Genomic DNA, 18,545 nt, shown 5'->3' with positions numbered 1-18,545 from the left:
GACTTGCCACCTCGCTGACCGTCCTTACAAGTCTGCGACCACAAGGTCAGTTAGTTGTTGGCCTTGTTCTGCGTGGTCTGCTCGATGGGAGGCGCGACCTGCGGCTGCTGCGGCACCGGCGGCTGGGCCGGCGGGAGCTGCTGAACCGGCTGCTGGACGGGCTGCTGGGCGACGGGCTCGTCGTCCGTCGAGTTCGAGTCGCGCAGGCCCTTCGTCTCGGCCTTGAAGATCTTCGCCGACCGGCCGAGCGACCGGGCCATGTCGGGAAGCTTCTTCGCACCGAACAGCAGGATGATCACCACAGCGATGATGATCAGCTCGGTGGGTCCGAGGTTAGGCATTGCTGGTCCTCCTGTCTGCCCCGCGACGTCGATCGTACGCGGGGTTTGCCCTGGTGCGGGCCTGTTCCGAAGGCCGTCGACGCGCGAAGGCCACCTTCAGCGCGGCGGTGCGCGCCTTCAGCAGCCCGACGCGATCGCCGACCCTGTCCCCCACCAGAGTGCGGGTGCGGGCGAATCGACGCAAGGATCGGATGACTCGGATCGTGATGACGACCAGCACGATCAGGCCGAGCGCGATCAGCGCCAGGGTCGGTGTAGACGGCACGAGCACACGTTATACGTCCTAGGTGGACAGCAGGTGATCTGCCCGGCGCAACGCCTCCCGCGCCTGCCTGACGACCTCGTCCGCCAGCTCCGCCGGCTGCTCTACGTGCACGTCCCCACCCAGCCCGAGGAGCAGGCGGACCATCCAGGACGAGTCGTCGTAGCGCATGAGGACACGCGTGCGGCCGTCCGACAGCTCCGCCGCGTGGTCGACCGGGTAGTACTCCGCGACCCAGTGCGCGTCCGGTTCGAGAAGCAGCACGGCGATCTTCTGGTCGTCCCGCGGTTGGAACAACCCCTCCGATGTATCGGTCAATTGGGCGTGCGGCGGAGGCGACGACGGCTCGTCGAGAACCTGCACTTCGTCGATGCGGTCGAGCCGGAACAAGCGCACCCCGAGCGCCGAGCGGCACCACGCTTCCAGGTACCCGCGCCCCTCCAGGAGCAGCAGGCGCATCGGGTCGACCACACGGTCGCTCATCGCGTCGTGCGACTGCGAGTAGTAGCGGATGCGCACGGCCCGTTCGCGCTTCACGGCGTCCTGAACGGCGGCCCGGATCTCCGCGGTCTCCCCGCGCTCGAACCCGCCGAGCCCGACCACCATGCCCGCTGGCTGCGCCTTGCCGACCGCGGCTTCGATCTTGGCCAGCGCGCGCTGCACGGCGTCCGTGTCGACCACACCGGGCGTGTCCGCCAGGGCCCGCAACGCCACCAGCAGCGACGCCGCCTCGGCCGCGGTGAGGCGCAGCGGCCGGTTCATGCCCGCGTCGAACGAGACGGTGATCGTCTCGCCCTCGAAGGACAGGTCGATCAGGTCGCCGGGGCCGTAGCCGGGCAGGCCGCACATCCACAGCAGCTCGAGGTCCTTGCGCAGCTGCTTGGGCGTGATGCCGAAGTCGGCAGCGGCCTCCTTGACCGTGATCGCGGGCCGGTTGAGCAGGTACGGCACGAGCGCTAGCAACCGCGGCAGCCGTTCGTTCGACGCGGTCACCGCGCTCCTTCCAGTGCGCCCTGCAGGCGGTCGCGAACCGATTTGGCCAGCACCTCGGGCTCCAGCACGACGACGTCCGGCCCGAACCCGGCCAGCCACTTGGCCGCCGAGTCGGGGAACTTCAGGTCGATCTCCACGACGTCGCCGCCGTCGCGTTCCTCGACGACCTTCGCGTGCCGGCGCAGACCTTGGGCCCGGTCCTTGGCCACCCAGATCTTGGCGGGCGCGGTGTGGTGCGGATCCACCTCGGTGCGGGCGATGAGGCTCATCAGGTCGATGCCCTCCGGCACCTTGAAGGCGCCGGGCTTGCCGACGGGCTTGACCGCGCCCACGACCCTGGAAAGCCGGAAGCAGCGGGTGTCCTCGCGCTCCTGGTCCCAGCCGACGAGGTACCACTTGCCGCGCCAGGCGACGACACCCCACGGTTCGACCGTGCGTTGCTTCTGCCCACCGGGCGGCGGCTTGCGGTAGTCGAACGCGACCACCTGTCCCGCCTGCACGGCCTGCAGCAGCGGCGGGAACGCGGGTTCGTTGGCGCGCACCTTGGGTTCCACGGCGGCCGGTGCGTCCTGGTCGACGTCCACCCCCGCGGCCCGGAGCTTGATCAACGCTCCGTGCACGGCGCCCGTGAGCTGCGGCGAGTCCCAGAGCCGCGCGGCCAGTGCCACTGCGGCGGCCTCGTCGGGTTCGAGGTCGATGTCACCGAGCTCGTAGTCGCGCCGCGCGATGCGGTACCCGTCCTCCGCGCCCTCCGCGTTGGACTGCCGGCCGGTCTCCAGCGGTACGCCGAGATCCCGCAGCTCGGACTTGTCCCTTTCGAACATGCGGAAGAACGCCTCGTCCGTCGGAGCTTCGTGATAGCCCGGGACGATGGCGCGGATGCGCTCCGCTGTCAGGTACTGACGGGTCGACAGCAGGCACAGCACCAGGTTGACGAGGCGTTCGGCGCGTGCGATGGCCACGGACAAACCCTAACCCTGTGCGCTTATAAACTCTGACATCACCTGTTGTGAACGGTCCGTTCAGAGCAACGTGCGCAACTCCCTTACCAGCTCCACGGGTGCTTCCTCGGCCATGTGATGTCCACAGTCGATGGCACGTACCTGCACGTCATCGGCCCATTCGGCCCACACGTCCGCGAGATTTTCATACAACTCGCCGAGGTCGTCCTTCGCCGCCCACAACGCCAGCACACGACACGCGATCTTCTTGTTCGCGCTCCGGTCCTCGTCATCGTGCTGCCGGTCGACCTCCAGCCCGGCCCGGTAGTCGCCGCACATCGCGTGCACGGTCGCGGGGTCGTGGATGGCGCGCTGGAAGTCGGCCCAGTTCTCGACGCCCATCGCGAGCGGCGTGTCGTGGTAGCGCCCGCCGTAGAACAGATCCGGGTCCTGGTTGATCATCGCGGCCGCGAGCTCCTGCTGCGCCAGGAAGAACCAGTGGTACCAGGACTTCGCGAACCGGGCGTCGCACCGTTGCAGATGGGCCCCGATCGGCAGCCCGTCCAGCACCGCGAGTTCGGTGACCCTGCCCGGATGGTCGAGCGCCAGCCGGATCGCCGCGGCCGCACCCCGGTCGTGCCCGACGACCGCGAACCGCTCGTGCCCGAGATCGCTCATCAGCCGCGCGAAATCGCGCGCCATGGCCCGTTTCGAGTAGTCACCGGGCTTGCTGGACTCGCCATAACCACGCAGATCGGGACAAACGACCGTGTGGTCCGTGGCGAGCAACGGCGCAACGCGGTGCCACGTCGTGTGTGTCCGAGGATGGCCATGCAGGAGGAGGACCGGCGGCCCTGCACCACCGGTCCTCACTCGCAGCACGGCCTCGCCGACGTCCCTGCGACGCAACGAGAATCCTTCGAACACTCGACCGGGCTACCCCTGCGCAGCGCGGCCGACACGTCCCTTTTCGCCGGCGGCCCAGCAGGTGTTACCAACGCAGTCCACAGTGTCGAAACTTCCCGTGTCCGCGACCTTCCAGGACTTGCCGTCCTTGCTGGTGTCCGTGCCCGACGGTCCAACCGCGACCAGTCCGTTGCCCCGATAGGCGATCCCGGACCGGTACCCGACCGGCGCCTGCTTCCCGGCCTTCCACCCGTGCCCGTCGTTGGTCGCGAACGCCGGCGTCGGATCGGTCGGCTTCAGGTAGTCGCCACCGATCGCCACACCCCGCCACGGCGTCTTGAACGCCACCGCGAACACCCCAGCCGCCTCACCGCTCGGCAACGGCGTGTCCGAGGCCTTCCACGACCGCCCGCCGTCCCGCGACTCCAACACCCGTGCCTTCGCGCCGCCGCCGGTCGCGATCCACGCGTGGTTGCCACTGGTCGTCACACACTGCCCACTAGCGGCGAACGCGAACTCGCCCGCCAACGCGTCCGGCATGCCCTTCGTGTCGTTGACGTGCCACGACCGACCGCCGTCCCACGTCCTGAGCACCCGGAACTTGCCATCGACCGGATCGCTCAACGCGAGCCCGCGGAACCTGTCGAAGAACGCCACACAGTCGTAGAACGCCTTCGGATCAGCGTTGCGGAACGACTCCTGCCAGCTCTTACCGCCGTCCGACGTGCGGTAGATCCGCGACGACTCGCCCTCACCGATCGACAACGCCACCGCGTTGCGCGCGTCGAACGCCTCGATGTCGCGGAACTCCAGCGCCTCCGTGCCAGGCGGCCCGACCGAGTCCCACGACCGGCCACCGTTCGTGGTGCGCAACACGGTGCCCTTGGAGCCGCTGACCCACGCGACCTGCCCGGACACCGCCGACAGCCCGCGCAAGCGCGCGTCCGTGCCGGTGGGTTTGAGCTCCCAGTAGGAGTCGGCCGAGGCAGAAGCCACGCCGGGTAGAACCAGAAAAGCAGCGAGTGCCGCCGCAATGATCCTCATGCGACGGCACTCTGCCACTTCTCACAGCGCTGCTAAAGCGACGAAATGAGCCTTTCGACGCGCTCGTCCACCGCCCGGAACGGGTCCTTGCACAGCACGGTCCGCTGCGCCTGGTCGTTCAGCTTCAGGTGCACCCAGTCGACGGTGAAGTCGCGGCCGGCGGCCTGCGCGGCGGCGATGAAGTCACCGCGCAGCTTGGCCCGCGTGGTCTGCGGCGGGGTGTCCTTGGCGGCCTCGATCTCGCCGTCGTCGGTCACGCGCTCGACCTGGCCCTTGCGCTGCAGCAGGTCGAACACGCCGCGGCCACGGCGGATGTCGTGGTAGGCGAGGTCGAGCTGGGCGATGCGCGGGTTGGACAGGTCCATGTTGTGCTTGGCCATGTACCGCTCCATCAGGCGATTCTTGATGGCCCAGTCGATCTCGCGGTCGATCTTGGTGAGGTCCTGGGACTCCACGGCGTCCAGCGTGCGGCCCCACAGTTCGAGGACGCGCTCGGCCATCGGGTCCGGCGAGCGCTTGGCCGTGTGCTCGACGGCCTTCTCGAAGTACTCGCGCTGGATGTCGAGGGCGGAGGCTTCCTTGCCACCCGCCAGGCGCACCGTGCGGCGGCCGGTCAGGTCGTGGGAGATCTCGCGGATGGCGCGGATCGGGTTGTCCAGGGAGAAGTCGCGGAACTGGACGCCCTGCTCGATCATCTCGAGCACGAGGTTGGCGCTGCCCACCTTCAGCAGCGTGGTCACCTCGGACATGTTCGAGTCACCGACGATGACGTGCAGGCGCCGGTAGCGCTCGGCGTCGGCGTGCGGCTCGTCGCGGGTGTTGATGATCGGGCGGGAGCGGGTGGTCGCGGACGACACGCCCTCCCAGATGTGCTCCGCGCGCTGCGAGAGGCAGTAGACGGCGCCGCGCGGGGTCTGCAGGACCTTGCCCGCGCCGCAGATCAGCTGGCGGGTGACCAGGAACGGCAGCAGCACGTCCGCGATGCGCGAGAACTCGCCGGCCCGTGCGACCAGGTAGTTCTCGTGGCAGCCGTAGGAGTTGCCGGCCGAGTCGGTGTTGTTCTTGAACAGGAAGATGTCCCCGCCGATGCCCTCGTCGGCGAGCCTGCGCTCGGCGTCGACCAGGAGGTCCTCGAGGATCCGCTCGCCGGCCTTGTCGTGCGTGACGAGCTGGGCCAGGTCGTCGCACTCGGCCGTGGCGTACTCCGGGTGCGAGCCGACGTCGAGGTAGAGCCGGGAGCCGTTGCGCAAGAACACGTTGGAAGAACGTCCCCACGAGACGACGCGGCGGAACAAGTACCGCGCGACCTCGTCCGGGGACAGACGACGCTGCCCGTGGAAGGTGCAGGTCACCCCGAATTCTGTCTCAATGCCGAAGATCCGCCGCTGCATGCCTCAACAGTAGGCGACTCGCAGGCGGAGCAGGGTGATCCGTTCGGGCGGCACGCCGGTTGCGGTTTAGTGTCGGAGGGGTGTGGAAACGGGTCAGCGCTCTCGACAAGAAGCTCATGAGCTCGTCTGCCGGACTGCCTCCGAGCAGGCTCGACAGGGGTTTCAAGAGACTTTCCAAGGCCGCTAACCACAGCGTGCTGTGGTTCGTCATCGCGGCGATTCTGGCCACCAGAAAAGGCCCGTTCCGGCGTGGTGCGATGAGAGGTCTCGCGGCCATCGCCGGGGCCTCTGCCAGCGCGAACCTCGTCGGCAAGTCACTTTTCCCACGGCGTAGACCCGCCGCGGATCTGCTCGCGGTCGAGCGGCGTCTGTCCAAACGGCCGACGTCGTCGTCATTCCCGTCCGGTCACTCCGCGTCAGCGGCCGCTTTCGCCACGGCGGTGGCCATGGAATCCCCCAAAGCGGCCGTGGTGGTGGCGCCGATCGCGGCCGCCGTCGCCTATTCACGCGTTCACACGGGCGTTCATTGGCCGACCGACGTCGCGGCCGGCGCGGCGGCGGGTGTCGGTGCCGCGTTGCTGACGCGCCGGTGGTGGCCCCTCGGGTTGAACGAGCCCGCTTCGGCCTACGAGCACGCTGACCTGACGTCGTTGCAGGAGGGCGACGGGCTGGTCGTGGTGGTGAACCCGTACTCGGGGATCGGGCCCGACCCGACGCCGCAGATCATCGAGGAGTGGCCGAAGGCGCAGATCGTCTCGGTCGAGGAGCTCTCCGACCTGCCGGACGCGAAGGCGCTGGGGGTGGCCGGTGGTGACGGGACCGTGGCCGCCGTGGCGGCCATCGCTGTCGAACGTGACCTACCGCTGGTGCTCATCCCCTCTGGCACGTTGAACCACTTCGCGCGTGACGTCGGCATCACCGGTCTGCACGACACGGCGCAGGCGGTCGCGGACGGCGTGGGCGTGCGGGTGGACATGGCGCAGGTCAACGACCAGTGGTTCATCAACACCGCGTCGCTGGGCGGCTACCCGGACATGGTGCGGATCCGCGAGAAGCTGGAGAAGCGCTGGGGCAAGTGGCCGGCGGCGGCGATCGCCCTGTTCCGGGTGCTGCAGCGGGCCAAGCCGCTGAAGATGACCATCGACGGCGACAAGCACCTCGTGTGGCTGCTGTTCGTGGGCAACGGCCCGTACCGGCCGAAGGGCTTCGCGCCGACGATGCGCCCACGGCTCGACGACGGGCTGCTCGACGTGCGGTTCGTGCGGGCGGACCGGCAGTTCTCGCGGACCAGGTTCTTCCTCGGCGCCCTCCTCGGGGCGCTGGAGCACTCGCGCATGTACAAGCACTTCGAGGTGGCCTCGTTGAACGTCGAGGTCCACGGCGCCCCCATCTCGATCGCGACGGACGGTGAGGTGCGCGAGAGGGCCAACCACTTCAAGTTCCGCTCGCGTGCGGCGGGGCTGGGCATCTACCGACCCTGAGCACCGAACCGTTCGACATTGTCGAACATTCGCAGCTAGAGTGCCTGGTGTGCCCGGACCTATTCAGTCCATTCAGCGCGCGGCCGAGGTGCTCAAGCTGCTCGCCCACGGTGGCGCGCACCAGCTGAGCGTCGGCGAGATCGCCCGCGCCCTCGACCTGGCGAAACCGACGGTGCACGGGATCCTGCGGACGCTGCAGGAGGTCGGGTTCGTCGAGCAGGAGGTCGAGGGCGGCAAGTACCGGCTGGGCGCGGCGTTGTTCCAGATCGGCACGAGCTACCTGGACGGCAACGAGCTGCGCGCCAAGGCGTTGAACTGGTCGGACACCCTGGCCATGCGGGCGCGCGAGGCGGTGCGCATCGGCGTGATGCACGGCAAGCACGTGCTCGTCGTTCATCACGTGTTCCGGCCGGACAACAGCAGGCAGACGCTCGACACCGGCGCGTTGCTGCCGTGGCACGCCACCGCGCTCGGCAAGGCACTGGTCGCGTTCGGCGAGTGGCCGGACGGCGACCTTCAGCGGTTCACCCGGCACACGCTCGACCCCGAGCGGCTCGCCGACACCATGAACGAGGTCCGCGACCGCGACTGGGCCTACGACCTGCACGAACTGGTCGAGGGCGAGGCGTCGGTGGCGGCGCCGGTGCGGGACAGGCGCGGCGTGGTCGTGGGGGCGGTCGGCATCTCCGGGCCGGTCGAGCGGCTGTGCGAGTCACCCGATCAGCCGCCCCGCCTCGAACTCGTGTCCTACGTACGTGAGGCAGCTCGCAGCGTTTCGAGGGAGCTCGGCGGGCTCTCCTGGTAGTAGTGTGGAACCGTTCGACAATGTCGAACGGTTCGCACAAGGGAGTGTGTGCACGTGGCTTACATCGCGGCGATCGACCAGGGCACGACGTCGTCCCGGTGCATCGTGTTCGACCAGGTCGGCGGGATCGTCTCGGTCGCTCAGCGCGAGCACCGGCAGATCTTCCCCAAGCCGGGCTGGGTGGAGCACGACGCGACCGAGATCTGGGCGAACGTGCAGGCCGTCATCAGCGATGCCCTGGCACACGCCTCACTGACGTACGCCGACATCGCCGCGTTCGGCATCACGAACCAGCGCGAGACAACGGTCGTGTGGGACAAAGCGACCGGCGAGCCCGTGCACAACGCGATCGTCTGGCAGGACACGCGCACCGACGCGTTGATCAGCCGGCTCGGTGACCAGGACCGGTTCCGCGAGCGCAGCGGGCTGCCCCTCGCGACCTACTTCTCCGGCCCGAAGCTCCGGTGGCTGCTGGACAACGTCGACGGGCTGCGCGAGCGGGCCGAACGCGGCGAGGTCCTGTTCGGCACCATGGACACCTGGCTGATCTGGAACCTGACCGGCCGCCACGTCACCGACGTGACGAACGCGTCGCGCACCATGCTGATGAACCTCGAGACCCTCGACTGGGACCCCGAGCTGGTGTCCGCGATGGACGTCCCTCGAGCGATGCTCCCCGAGATCCGGTCCTCCTCCGAGGTGTACGGCACGCACGAGGGCGTGCCCGTCGCGTCGGCGCTGGGCGACCAGCAGGCCGCGCTGTTCGGGCAGACCTGCTTCGCGCCGGGCGAGGGCAAGTGCACGTACGGCACCGGCGCGTTCCTGCTGATCAACACGGGTGACCAGCCCGTGCACTCGCAGAACGGCCTGCTGACCACCGTCGGCTACAAGATCGGCGACCAACCCGCCGCATACGCGCTGGAAGGCGCCGTCGCGGTGACGGGCGCGCTGGTGCAGTGGTTCCGTGACAAGGTCGGCCTGATCTCGTCGGCCGCGGAGATCGAGACGCTCGCACGGACCGTGGACGACAACGGCGGTGCGTACTTCGTGCCCGCGTTCTCCGGACTGTTCGCACCGCACTGGCGCAGCGACGCGCGTGGCGTGATCGCCGGACTGACGGGCTACATCTCGCGCGGACACCTCGCACGGGCCGTGCTGGAGGCCTCGGCGTGGCAGACCCGCGAGGTCGTGGACGCGATGAACGCCGACGCGGTGAATGCCCACTCGGCAGCGGACCTCACGACGTTGCGGGTCGACGGCGGCATGACGGCGAACAACCTGCTCATGCAGTTCCTCTCGGACGTCCTGGACGTGCCGGTGGTGCGCCCGATCGTCGCGGAGACGACGTGCCTCGGCGCGGCGTACGCGGCCGGTCTGGCGGTGGGCTACTGGCCGGACACCGACGCCCTGAAAGCGAACTGGCACAAGGCGGCCGAATGGGAGCCGTCGATGGAACCGGCGGCGCGAGCACGCGGCTACCGGAAGTGGAAGAAGGCGGTCGAGCGGACCGTCGGGTGGATGGACGAGGACGATGACTGACCTGAACCAGCGGGCACGCGCCCGTGAAGAGCTCCAGCACGGCGAGTTCGACGTCGTCGTGATCGGCGGCGGCATCCTGGGCATCGCGACCACGTGGGCCGCGGCCCGCTCCGGCCTGCGGGTCGCGCTGGTGGAGAGCGGTGACTTCGCGGGCGCCACCTCGTCCGCGTCGTCGAAACTGGTCCACGGTGGCCTGCGCTACCTCGCGATGGGCCCGTCGGCCGTGCCGATGGTGCACGAGAACCACAAGGAACGCCGCGCGCTGGGCGACCACCTGGCCCCGCACCTGGTGCGCCCGCTGCCGTTCCTCGTCCCCGTCTACAAGGGCGGCCCGCACAGCCGGTTCGTGCTGGGTGCGGGCGTCACGTTGTACTCCGCGCTGTCGGGCTTCGGCGACGGCATGGGGAAGGTGCTGTCGGCGCGCAGGGCTGTGGAGTGGGTGCCTGACCTGCGCGCCGACGGTCTGCGCGGTGCCGCGATGTACTACGACCACCAGATGAACGACAGCCGCGTGGCGATCACCGCCGCGCGCGCCGCCGCCGAGGCCGGTGCCGTGCTGCTCAACCACATCTCGGTCGTGGGGCTGCGCAAGACCGGCGCGAAGGTGACCGGCGTCGACCTGCGCGACTCGCTGGGCGAGTTCGGCGTGAACGCGCGCGTCGTCGTGAACGCCACCGGCCCATGGCTCGACGTGCTGCGGCGCATGGAAGATCCCGCCGCCGACCCGTCGATCCGCCTGTCGAAGGGGTCGCACCTGGTGATGCGCACCTCGTCGGAGTGGAAGGCCGCGCTGACGATCCCGGTCGACGACGTGCGCGTGTCGTTCGCGATCCCGTGGGAGGGCCACCTCCTCCTCGGCACCACTGACGAGGCGTACGAGGGCGATCCGGCCGCGGTGTTGTGCACCGACGCCGACGTCGACCAGATCATGTCCGAGGCGGGCGTCGCCGTCACCGGGCTGGACAAGAAGAACCTCGCGTACACGTTCGCGGGCCTACGCGTGCTGCCCGGCGGCCCCGGCGACACCTCTCACGCCAAGCGCGAGACCGTGATCACCGCGGGTTCCGGCGGCATGATCAGCGTGGCCGGCGGCAAGTGGACGACGTTCCGCAAGATCGGCGCCACCGTCCTGGCCCGCGTGAACTCGGAGCTCGGCCGCACGTTCGACGGCCCGCTGGACGGCGTCGCGCTGCCCGGCTCCGCCCAGCCCGACACCGTGGGTTCCGTGCTCGGTCACGCCTGGAGCGCGCTGCCCGACGACGTGGTGCGCCACCTGGCCACGCACTACGGCACGACGTCGCACGAGGTCGTCGCGCTCGGCCTGGAGAACCCGGCGCTGCTGGAGCGTGTCCACCCGGACGGCCCGGACATCTGGGCGCAGGTCGAGCACGCCCGCCGCACCGAGTGGGCGTCCGAAGTGGACGACGTGCTGCGCCGCCGCACCACCGTGATGGTCCGCGGCCTGGACTCGCCCGAGGTGCGCACGAGGGTGTCGGAGCTGCTCGCGTCCTGAGCTAGCAGTTCATCCCGAGTTCGACCAGGTACTCGGCAAGTTCGGGTTCCGAGTGGAACGCGCTGCGCACCGCCAGCGTGCCGTCGCAACCCAGCACGACCTCTTCCCGTGACACTGAGCGGTGTTCGAGACGGAGCCCCTCCAGATAGGCGTCGATGATCTGCTCCCGGATCGGGGGCAGATCGCCGACCGCCATCCGGCCCGCCTGGACCAGCCCGACGAGGAGCTGCGCCAGGTCGGTGCCCACCGGCGACGGGAACTGCCAGGTCACGTCGATCACCACGAACGACTCCGTGTCGTCGGCGGGGACCAGCAGGTTCTGCGGGCACGCGTCGTTGTGCCCGATCGCCTGGGGCAGGGCCTCCAGCCGCGCCAGCAGCTCTGGCACCCGTCCGGCGAACGGCGAGCAGTCCGGACGCAGGAACGCCTCCCTGACCAGCCGTCCCTCGTACAGCACCCGCAACGCTCTGCCCGGCGCGCCACCGAACCTGCGCCCTGCCCACCGGCCGAGCCCCAGCGCGGCCCGCCGGAACCGCGGCAGGTCCCACTCCACGTCCGCGCAGTGCACGTCCTCGAGCCACAGCGCGACCCGGTCGCCGAGGTCGTCCACCCGCACCACCCGCGGCCGCCGGAAACCGGGCGGCAGCACGAATTCCGACAACAGGAACTCCGCCTCGTCGCGCCACGGGAAGTCGCCGACCACGTCGGCCAGCTCCGCCGGGAGGTCCGGCCGGCGCAGCACCTTCACGAACACCGACGAGCGCGCGGACACCACCCGGTAGACCGCCGCCGTCGTCACGGCGACCGGCAGGAAGTCCACCGGGACCACGCGGGTCAGCGGTAGGGATCGGTGATCTCGCCGAGCATCTCCAGCGCCTCGCGCAGCTGCGTCATGCGGCGCTTGCCGATGTGCTGTTCCCATTCCGCCTCCATCCTGGCCATCTCCTCGTTCGCGATGGGCACCGCGGCCATCGCCTTCTCCGTCACGCGCACCAGCCGCGCCCTGCCGTCCGACGGGTCGGGGACCCGTTCCAGGTAGCCGGCCTGCTCCAGCTGGTCCACCAGGAACCCGGCGGTCTGCTTCGTCACCTGGGCCGCCTCCGCGAGCTCGGTGAGCCGCGTTCCGTCCGGGCCGACGCGCATGAGAACCCGCGCCTGCGCCTGCGTGACCTCGAAGCCCGCGTTGACGACGGCGGCCAGCATGCGGTTCTCCACGTAGCGGTTCGGAATGAAGAGCAGCAGCCCGATGTTCACTCTCGCGCCCCTTGTTTTAGTCAGATCCTCTGATTAAAGTAGTCAGTCTCTCGAACTAAAACAAGAGGAGGACGGCCATGGACGACACCCAGATGTGGCAGACGGTCGACACCGAGCGCGCGGCGACCGCGGATCTGCTCGCCGGGCTCTCGGACGTGGAGTGGACCTACCCGTCGCTGTGCGAGGGCTGGACGGTGCGCGAGGTCGCCGCCCACATCTCGATGGCCCATCGCATCGGCATGGGCACGGCGTTCAAGGAGTTCGTGAAGGCCCGCGGCAGCTTCAACCGCATGGTCGACCGGACCGCACGCGAAGAGGCACGCAGACCTACCACCGAGCTCGTCACGAAACTGCGCGGCGCCGTCGGGTTCCACAAGCTCGCCCCCGGCCAGACGCTCAAGAACGCGCTGATGGACATCATGGTCCACTCGCAGGACATCGCCCTGCCTCTCGGCATCGAACGCCACATGCCGATCGACGCCGCCGTCGTCGCGGCGGACGACCTCTGGCGGATCGGCTTCCCGTTCCACGCGCGCCGCCGGCTGGCAGGGCATCGGCTCGTCGCCACCGACGCCGACTGGTCCGCGGGCGAGGGTGCGGAGGTCAGCGGGCCGATCGAGGCGCTGGTGATGCTGCTCGCCGGCCGCACCGCCACCATCCCGCGACTCACCGGCCTGAGCGTCTAACCCAGCACGCGGACCATTCGCCGGCACACGTGGACGCGCTCGAACCGTTGGCGCAGCTCGGTTTCCCGTTCGATCCTGGCGTGCAGGAACGCTCCGACCGGCGTCAGCCCGTACTTGGCGTTCAGCACGGTGCCCACTTCGTCCGCCGAGGCGTACACGTGCAGATAGCGCGACGTCTCCAGGAAGTCGTTGCGCGCGAACCAGCCCAACGCCTGTTCGTCCTCACGAGTCCACGCGTCGAGCGCGCGCACCCGGCACCGTTCCAACCGGCGCAGCGCCTCACCCAGCAACGCCGTCGCGATCCCCCGGCCCTGGCGGTCCGGGTGCACGAAGACGGTGCCGATGGTCGCCTCCGGCCCCGGCACCGACACGTCCAGCGCGCCGATCACCACACCGTCCTCGAGCGCCACGAGTTCGAGATCGGCGCGGCGCTTGGCCTGCCAGACGTCGTCGTAGCTGCTCGTCGTGACGAATCCCAGCACCCGGCAGCGCAGCCAGGACGCCTCGTCCGCCGTCTCGTAGTCCCGGATCTCCGCGGGCGACACCAATGCGCGCGGAACCTCGGCACCGCCCGATGTTCCCAGCAAGCTCAGTCCTCTAGTTCGACCCCGTGCGGCGTCGACCACGTCGTCCCCCAAACCACTTCAGCCGGACGTCTCCGGCACCGTTCAGGGTTCCCGATGTCCGGCCTGCTCGCACGCATGTTTTCGTGTCACCGTTTGCCAGGAACATACTCAGTATGCATACTCAGTAGGTATGTCGGTCAAACACGGTCTGCTCGCTCTGCTGGAGCGCGGGCCCATGTACGGCTACCAGCTGCGGGCGGCGTTCGATTCAGCCACCGGCGGCACGTGGCCGTTGAACATCGGGCAGGTCTACACGACGTTGGCACGCCTGGAGCGTGACGATTTGGTCGAGGCACTGCCCGAGAACGAGGGGCAGCGCCCCTACGAGATCACCGCGCAGGGCCGCGCCGAGCTCAGGAAGTGGTTCGGCTCGCCGGTGCAGCGCGGCGACCGGCCGCGCGACGAGGTGGCGATCAAGCTCGCCCTCGCGATCACCACGCCGGGCGTCGACGTCGCCAAGGTCGTGATGACCCAGCGCACGGCCACGATGCGCACGTTGCAGGAGTACACGAGGCTCAAGACCCAGCCCGGCGACCTGCCGTGGCTGCTCGTGCTCGACGCGATGATCTTCCAGGCGGAGGCCGAACTGCGCTGGCTCGACCACTGCGAGGCGAGCCTGCTGCGCTACGTCCCGGCGGCCGTCCCCGAGACGACCGATGTCGAGGTGCCGCGATGACCGTCCTCGAACTGCGCGACGTGCACCGCGTCCACGGCGCCGGAGAGACCGCGGTCAACGCCCTCGACGGCGTCGCGCTCACCGTCGAACCCGGCGAACTCGTCGCCGTGATGGGCCCGTCCGGCTCCGGCAAGTCCACGCTGCTGAACCTCGCCGGCGGCCTCGACAGCCCGACCAGCGGCCAGGTCCTGGTCGACGGCACCAGCCTGCAGTCCTTGTCCCGCAAGCAACTCGCCGCCTGGCGCCGCAAGCGCATCGGCTACGTCTTCCAGGACCTCAACCTCATCGCGAGCCTCACCGCCGCCGAGAACGTCGCACTCCCCCTCGACCTCGACGGCGTCCGCAAGTCGCGCCGGCAGGCGGAGCAGGCACTGTCCGAAGTGGACCTGGACGGCTACGCGGACCGCTTCCCGGACGAGATGTCCGGCGGCCAGCAGCAACGCGTGGCCATCGCCCGTGCCCTGATCGGCGAACGACGCCTGGTCCTCGCCGACGAACCCACCGGCGCCCTCGACTCCCGCACCGGCGAGACCGTCCTGCGCCTCCTGCGGTCCAAAGTGGACGCCGGAGCCGCCGCCGTCCTCGTCACGCACGACGCCCGCCACGCCGCCTGGGCCGACCGCGTGATCTTCCTGCGCGACGGCGTCGTCGTCGACGTCTCGACCCGCGACCAGCCAGAAGAACTGCTGAGCACCCCGTGAACGGATGGCGCGCAGCACTGCGCATCGCCTGGCGCGAGGCCCGCAGGTCTCGCGGCCGCTCCGCCCTCGTCGTAGCCCTGATCCTGATCCCGGTGGCCGCGCTCTCGTTCGCGGCGATCGTCTACGACTCGACCGAACTGACCCCGGACGAGGACGCGTCCCGCCACATGGGCACCGCCGAGGCACTGGTCAGATGGCCCAGCAACACTCCGGTCATCCAGCAGCCGGACCAGCTCCTCGGCATTCCCGCCGGCAAGGGCGAGGGCCCGGAACCGTCAGAGGAACGCCTGCGAGCCCTCCTGCCCGGCGCCCAGCTGCTGTCCGCCCAGCGCACCGGCATCACCATCCGCACCACCGCGGGCCTGGGCCGCGCCGAAGCCCGCATGCTCGACCTCACCAACCCGCTCACCCAGGGCACCGTCACCGTCCTGGAGGGCCGTGCGGCCACCAGCACCACCGAAGTAGCGTTGTCCCGCAAGGCAATGGACCGCACCGGCGCCAAAATCGGCGGCACGATCACCACCGAGGAAGGCCGCACCTTCACCGTCGTCGGCCTCATCGAAGAACCCCGCGCCCTGGAAAGCACCACGATCGTCGCCCTGCCGGGCACGTTCGCCAACGCCGGCCAGATGTGGCTCGTGACCACCCCGCTCACCTGGGCGAAGGTCAAGGAGCTCAACAAACTCGGCATCGCCGTGATGTCCCGCACCGTCCTGCGCGACCCACCACCCGCCGCCGACCGCTATCCGCAACTCGACCGCGGCAACCAACTGCGCGCCGAGTTCCTGATGCTCATCGCGGGCCTGGCCGTGCTGGAAATGGCCCTGCTGGCAGGCTCCGCCCTGGCCGTGGGAGCCCGCCGCCGCAAACGCGACCTGGCCCTCGTCGCCGCAGTGGGCGGCGCCCCGTCCCACGTCCGCCGCATAGTCCTGGCCGACGGCGTGGTCCTCGGCGCTCTCTCCGCCCTGGGAGGCGTGGCACTCGGCACGCTCGCCGCCATCCTGTGCCGCCCGCTGATCGAGACCGCCCTCGAACAACGCTATGGCGCCCAACGCTTCTACCCCACCGCCCTGCTGGCCCTGGCCCTGCTGGCCGTCGTCACCGGCCTCCTGGCAGCACTCGTACCGGCATGGATCTCCTCCCGCCAGGACGTCGTGACCGCCCTGGCCGGCCGCCGCGGCATCACCCGTTCCCGCCGCCGCTGGCTGGCCCTCGGCCTGATCCTCATCGCGGCAGGCGTCGCAACCGGCGTCTTCACCGCGATCAGGATGGAGATCGCCGGCATCCTCATCGCCCTGATCCTCACCGAGATCGGCCTGATCCTCTGCACCCCAGCGCTACTCGGCCTGCTGGCGAAAGCGGGCCGCTGGCTCCCGGTGGCTCTCCGCATCGCCCTGCGCGACGCAGCCCGCAACCGAACCGCCGCCGCCCCGGCCATCTCGGCCGTGATGACAGCCGTGATCGGCGCGGTGGCCGTCAGCGTGATGCTGACCTCCCAAGCAGCACAAGAAGAAACCCAGCTCGCGGGCACCATGGGAGACGTGAACGTCCACCGCCGGAACGACATGGAAAAGGCCGCCACCTCGATCCCGCCCTCAGTGACCACCGCCATCCGCAACACCATGCCGGTGGCCGAGGCCCACGAGATCAAACTCCTCTCGTGCGACAGCGGCCCGTGCTTCGCCCACGTCCGCCCGCCACAAGACCGCGAGTGCCCGTACTCCCTGGACGTGATCAAACGCGAACCCACCAAGTCAGAAGAACAAGCAGCCCTCCAAGACCGCCGCTGCGACGGCGCAGGCCGCTCCCACCGCTACTTCGGCACCATCACCAGCCCGAACGGTTTCCTGGTAGTAGCCACCCCGGACGCCGCCCCCACCCTCTTCACCCTGCCACCACAGGACATCGCCACCACCCAGGCCGCCCTGCGCGAAGGCAAGGTGGTCGTCAACGACCCCAACATGGTCGCCAACGGCCAACTCCTCATCACCACCGGCGCGCAGGCCACCACCACCCCGGCCCCAGGCCACGCCGTCCCCAAGAACTCAGCCCCGCTGGCCATGATGACCGAGGAAACGGCCCGCACCCTCGGCTACGAAGTGGCCGCCTTCACCATCTTCGCCACGACCACCCGCATGCCCACCCAAGCCGAGGAAGACGCCCTGGCCGCAGCCCTGAGCGGCGGCCAGTACGAGGTGAACGTAGACCGCCCAAGCGAATCCGAAGTACAACGCTCCCTCAGCATCCTCGCCCTCGTGGCAGGCATCATCACCCTGGCAGCAGCCGCCCTGGCCACCGGCCTGGCAGCAGCCGACGGCCGCCGCGACCTGACCACTCTCGCCGCCGTGGGCGCCACCCCAACCCTCCGCAAACTCCTGTCACTGAGCCAAGCAGGGGTGATCGCAGGCATAGGCGGCGTCCTGGGCACAGCAGCAGGCATCGCCTCAGCCCTGGCCCTACTGGCAGCCCTGAACGTCGGCTACGCCAACCAGTGGCCCCAACCACCCCTCAACCCGCTGACCGTTCCCTGGCAAGACACCCTGTTCCCCCTGCTGGTCATCCCAGCCGTAGCAATGCTGGGCGCAGCCCTCTTCACCCGTTCCCGCCTGCCGATCGAACGCCGCGAATAGGCTGCGAGGGTGACAACCTTCGCGATTGTGCACGGAGCAGGCGACGTGGGCTGGTCGTGGCACCTGGTAGCAGCAGCCCTGGAAGCCAAGGGCCACACCACAATCGCCCCCGACCTCCCCACCGAAGACGAGTCGAAGGACCTGACGGACTGGGCGTCCACCGTGGTGGACGCCCTCCCGTCCACTTCGGACGTGGTAGTAGTAGGCCACTCGTTCGGCGGCTTCACCGCCCCTTTGGTAGCCGCACGAATCAAGGCCTCAGCCCTCGTCCTGGTAACCGCGATGCTCCCCAAACCAGGCGAAACGCCAGGCGCCTGGTGGGAGAACGCGGGCTACACGGACAGCGGCCACGAGGACAAGTTCTGGCACGACGTCCCACCGGCCTTGGCCAAGGAGTCACAAAAACGCGAACGCGACGTGTCGGAGACCGCCATGGCCAAACCCTGGCCACTACCAGCAATGCCCGACGTACCAACCCACTTCATCCTGTGCACCGAGGACAGGTTCTTCACCCCGGAATTCATGCGCGGAGTGGTGGCCGACCGCCTACCAGGAGTGGAACCGGTAGAACTGGCAGCGGGCCACTGCGCACAACTGAGCAGCCCCAACGAACTAGCAGCACTGCTGGCCACCTACGCACGCTGACGCACCCGAGGCCGAAGGCGAGGCGACCCGACGGCGAAGCCGAGGCGTCCTTAAGTCTTGAAACAGCGCTCCGGGCGGGTCCCCGTCACGAGTCGTGCCTCAGCACTCGCT

The 18,545-nt window shown here is 69.3% G+C and carries 19 protein-coding genes; 9 read left to right on the top strand and 10 right to left on the bottom strand.

Translation table 11 applies throughout. The features are described from left to right. Positions 1 to 50 precede the first annotated feature (50 nt). The 7 genes from tatA to pafA are packed head-to-tail and all read right to left on the bottom strand — an operon-like array spanning position 51 to position 5,878. Positions 51 to 341 carry a Sec-independent protein translocase subunit TatA gene (gene tatA, locus ACWGE0_RS35530; protein ID WP_452265272.1) on the bottom strand — a complete coding sequence of 97 codons (291 nt, stop codon included), beginning with the start codon at positions 339 to 341 and terminating at the stop codon, positions 51 to 53. After that, entirely contained in the window at positions 334 to 606 is a 273-nt protein-coding gene (locus tag ACWGE0_RS35525) for a bacteriophage holin (RefSeq protein WP_452265271.1), read from the bottom strand. The genes tatA and ACWGE0_RS35525 overlap by 8 nt, the downstream gene beginning before the upstream one ends. Positions 607 to 624: 18 nt before the next feature. Further along, complete coding sequence (locus tag ACWGE0_RS35520) at positions 625 to 1,596, bottom strand: helix-turn-helix transcriptional regulator (RefSeq protein ID WP_452265270.1); 972 nt, start codon at positions 1,594 to 1,596, stop codon at positions 625 to 627. Next, on the bottom strand, positions 1,593 to 2,558 hold the full coding sequence (locus tag ACWGE0_RS35515) for a helix-turn-helix transcriptional regulator (RefSeq protein ID WP_452265269.1): 966 nt from the start codon (positions 2,556 to 2,558) through the stop codon (positions 1,593 to 1,595). The genes ACWGE0_RS35520 and ACWGE0_RS35515 overlap by 4 nt, the downstream gene beginning before the upstream one ends. A gap of 60 nt (positions 2,559 to 2,618) precedes the next feature. Then, positions 2,619 to 3,446, bottom strand: coding sequence for an alpha/beta fold hydrolase (locus ACWGE0_RS35510; protein WP_452265268.1), 828 nt, complete (start codon positions 3,444 to 3,446; stop codon positions 2,619 to 2,621). A gap of 27 nt (positions 3,447 to 3,473) precedes the next feature. Beyond that, the gene (locus ACWGE0_RS35505; protein WP_452265267.1) at positions 3,474 to 4,487 is read right to left on the bottom strand and encodes an oxidoreductase; all 1,014 of its coding nucleotides are present in this window, start codon (positions 4,485 to 4,487) and stop codon (positions 3,474 to 3,476) included. A gap of 32 nt (positions 4,488 to 4,519) precedes the next feature. Continuing rightward, complete coding sequence (gene pafA / locus ACWGE0_RS35500) at positions 4,520 to 5,878, bottom strand: Pup--protein ligase (RefSeq protein ID WP_319970530.1); 1,359 nt, start codon at positions 5,876 to 5,878, stop codon at positions 4,520 to 4,522. 116 nt (positions 5,879 to 5,994) lie between these two features. Between pafA and ACWGE0_RS35495 the strand changes: the two genes are divergently transcribed. The 4 genes from ACWGE0_RS35495 to ACWGE0_RS35480 are packed head-to-tail and all read left to right on the top strand — an operon-like array spanning position 5,995 to position 11,216. Next, complete coding sequence (locus ACWGE0_RS35495) at positions 5,995 to 7,359, top strand: phosphatase PAP2 family protein (RefSeq protein ID WP_452265335.1); 1,365 nt, start codon at positions 5,995 to 5,997, stop codon at positions 7,357 to 7,359. A gap of 49 nt (positions 7,360 to 7,408) precedes the next feature. After that, positions 7,409 to 8,164: an IclR family transcriptional regulator gene (locus tag ACWGE0_RS35490; protein ID WP_452265266.1), complete on the top strand. Its 756-nt coding sequence runs from the start codon at positions 7,409 to 7,411 to the stop codon at positions 8,162 to 8,164. A 48-nt stretch (positions 8,165 to 8,212) separates the two neighbouring features. Then, positions 8,213 to 9,703: a glycerol kinase GlpK gene (gene glpK, locus ACWGE0_RS35485; RefSeq protein WP_452265265.1), complete on the top strand. Its 1,491-nt coding sequence runs from the start codon at positions 8,213 to 8,215 to the stop codon at positions 9,701 to 9,703. Beyond that, complete coding sequence (locus tag ACWGE0_RS35480) at positions 9,696 to 11,216, top strand: FAD-dependent oxidoreductase (RefSeq protein WP_452265264.1); 1,521 nt, start codon at positions 9,696 to 9,698, stop codon at positions 11,214 to 11,216. Before glpK ends, ACWGE0_RS35480 begins: the two co-directional genes overlap by 8 nt. Before the next feature lies 1 nt (position 11,217). Here the strand turns inward: ACWGE0_RS35480 and ACWGE0_RS35475 are convergent, their stop codons facing one another. Next, positions 11,218 to 12,045, bottom strand: a complete 828-nt coding sequence (locus ACWGE0_RS35475; protein ID WP_452265263.1) for a hypothetical protein — start codon at positions 12,043 to 12,045, stop codon at positions 11,218 to 11,220. 5 nt (positions 12,046 to 12,050) lie between these two features. Next, the gene (locus ACWGE0_RS35470; protein WP_452265262.1) at positions 12,051 to 12,470 is read right to left on the bottom strand and encodes a MarR family winged helix-turn-helix transcriptional regulator; all 420 of its coding nucleotides are present in this window, start codon (positions 12,468 to 12,470) and stop codon (positions 12,051 to 12,053) included. A gap of 77 nt (positions 12,471 to 12,547) precedes the next feature. On the opposite strand from ACWGE0_RS35470, the gene ACWGE0_RS35465 reads away from it, so the two are divergent. Then, the gene (locus ACWGE0_RS35465; RefSeq protein ID WP_452265261.1) at positions 12,548 to 13,156 is read left to right on the top strand and encodes a maleylpyruvate isomerase family mycothiol-dependent enzyme; all 609 of its coding nucleotides are present in this window, start codon (positions 12,548 to 12,550) and stop codon (positions 13,154 to 13,156) included. Here ACWGE0_RS35465 and ACWGE0_RS35460 read toward each other — a convergent pair. Then, positions 13,153 to 13,743, bottom strand: a complete 591-nt coding sequence (locus tag ACWGE0_RS35460) for a GNAT family N-acetyltransferase (protein ID WP_452265260.1) — start codon at positions 13,741 to 13,743, stop codon at positions 13,153 to 13,155. The two genes, ACWGE0_RS35465 and ACWGE0_RS35460, sit on opposite strands and share 4 nt — an antisense overlap. A gap of 169 nt (positions 13,744 to 13,912) precedes the next feature. On the opposite strand from ACWGE0_RS35460, the gene ACWGE0_RS35455 reads away from it, so the two are divergent. The 4 genes from ACWGE0_RS35455 to ACWGE0_RS35440 are packed head-to-tail and all read left to right on the top strand — an operon-like array spanning position 13,913 to position 18,434. Further along, entirely contained in the window at positions 13,913 to 14,458 is a 546-nt protein-coding gene (locus tag ACWGE0_RS35455; RefSeq protein WP_452265259.1) for a PadR family transcriptional regulator, read from the top strand. Further along, positions 14,455 to 15,159: an ABC transporter ATP-binding protein gene (locus ACWGE0_RS35450; protein WP_452265258.1), complete on the top strand. Its 705-nt coding sequence runs from the start codon at positions 14,455 to 14,457 to the stop codon at positions 15,157 to 15,159. Before ACWGE0_RS35455 ends, ACWGE0_RS35450 begins: the two co-directional genes overlap by 4 nt. Continuing rightward, positions 15,156 to 17,789 (top strand): FtsX-like permease family protein, encoded by a 2,634-nt coding sequence (locus tag ACWGE0_RS35445; RefSeq protein ID WP_452265257.1) that lies wholly within the window; start codon positions 15,156 to 15,158, stop codon positions 17,787 to 17,789. The genes ACWGE0_RS35450 and ACWGE0_RS35445 overlap by 4 nt, the downstream gene beginning before the upstream one ends. A gap of 9 nt (positions 17,790 to 17,798) precedes the next feature. Continuing rightward, positions 17,799 to 18,434: an alpha/beta fold hydrolase gene (locus ACWGE0_RS35440; RefSeq protein ID WP_452265256.1), complete on the top strand. Its 636-nt coding sequence runs from the start codon at positions 17,799 to 17,801 to the stop codon at positions 18,432 to 18,434. The last annotated feature ends 111 nt before the right edge of the window (positions 18,435 to 18,545 follow it).

The organism is Lentzea sp. NPDC054927 (assembly GCF_053610285.1).
This window is presented reverse-complemented; position numbering and strand designations above follow the sequence as displayed.

Coding starts and splice junctions, on each gene's coding strand:
- ACWGE0_RS35495 (WP_452265335.1), top strand. CDS start 5,995: ATGAGCTCGTCTGCCGGACTGCCTCCGAGCAGGCTCGACAGGGGTTTC.
- ACWGE0_RS35450 (WP_452265258.1), top strand. CDS start 14,455: ATGACCGTCCTCGAACTGCGCGACGTGCACCGCGTCCACGGCGCCGGA.
- ACWGE0_RS35505 (WP_452265267.1), bottom strand. CDS start 4,487: ATGAGGATCATTGCGGCGGCACTCGCTGCTTTTCTGGTTCTACCCGGC.
- ACWGE0_RS35465 (WP_452265261.1), top strand. CDS start 12,548: ATGGACGACACCCAGATGTGGCAGACGGTCGACACCGAGCGCGCGGCG.
- ACWGE0_RS35455 (WP_452265259.1), top strand. CDS start 13,913: ATGTCGGTCAAACACGGTCTGCTCGCTCTGCTGGAGCGCGGGCCCATG.
- tatA (WP_452265272.1), bottom strand. CDS start 341: ATGCCTAACCTCGGACCCACCGAGCTGATCATCATCGCTGTGGTGATC.
- pafA (WP_319970530.1), bottom strand. CDS start 5,878: ATGCAGCGGCGGATCTTCGGCATTGAGACAGAATTCGGGGTGACCTGC.
- ACWGE0_RS35480 (WP_452265264.1), top strand. CDS start 9,696: ATGACTGACCTGAACCAGCGGGCACGCGCCCGTGAAGAGCTCCAGCAC.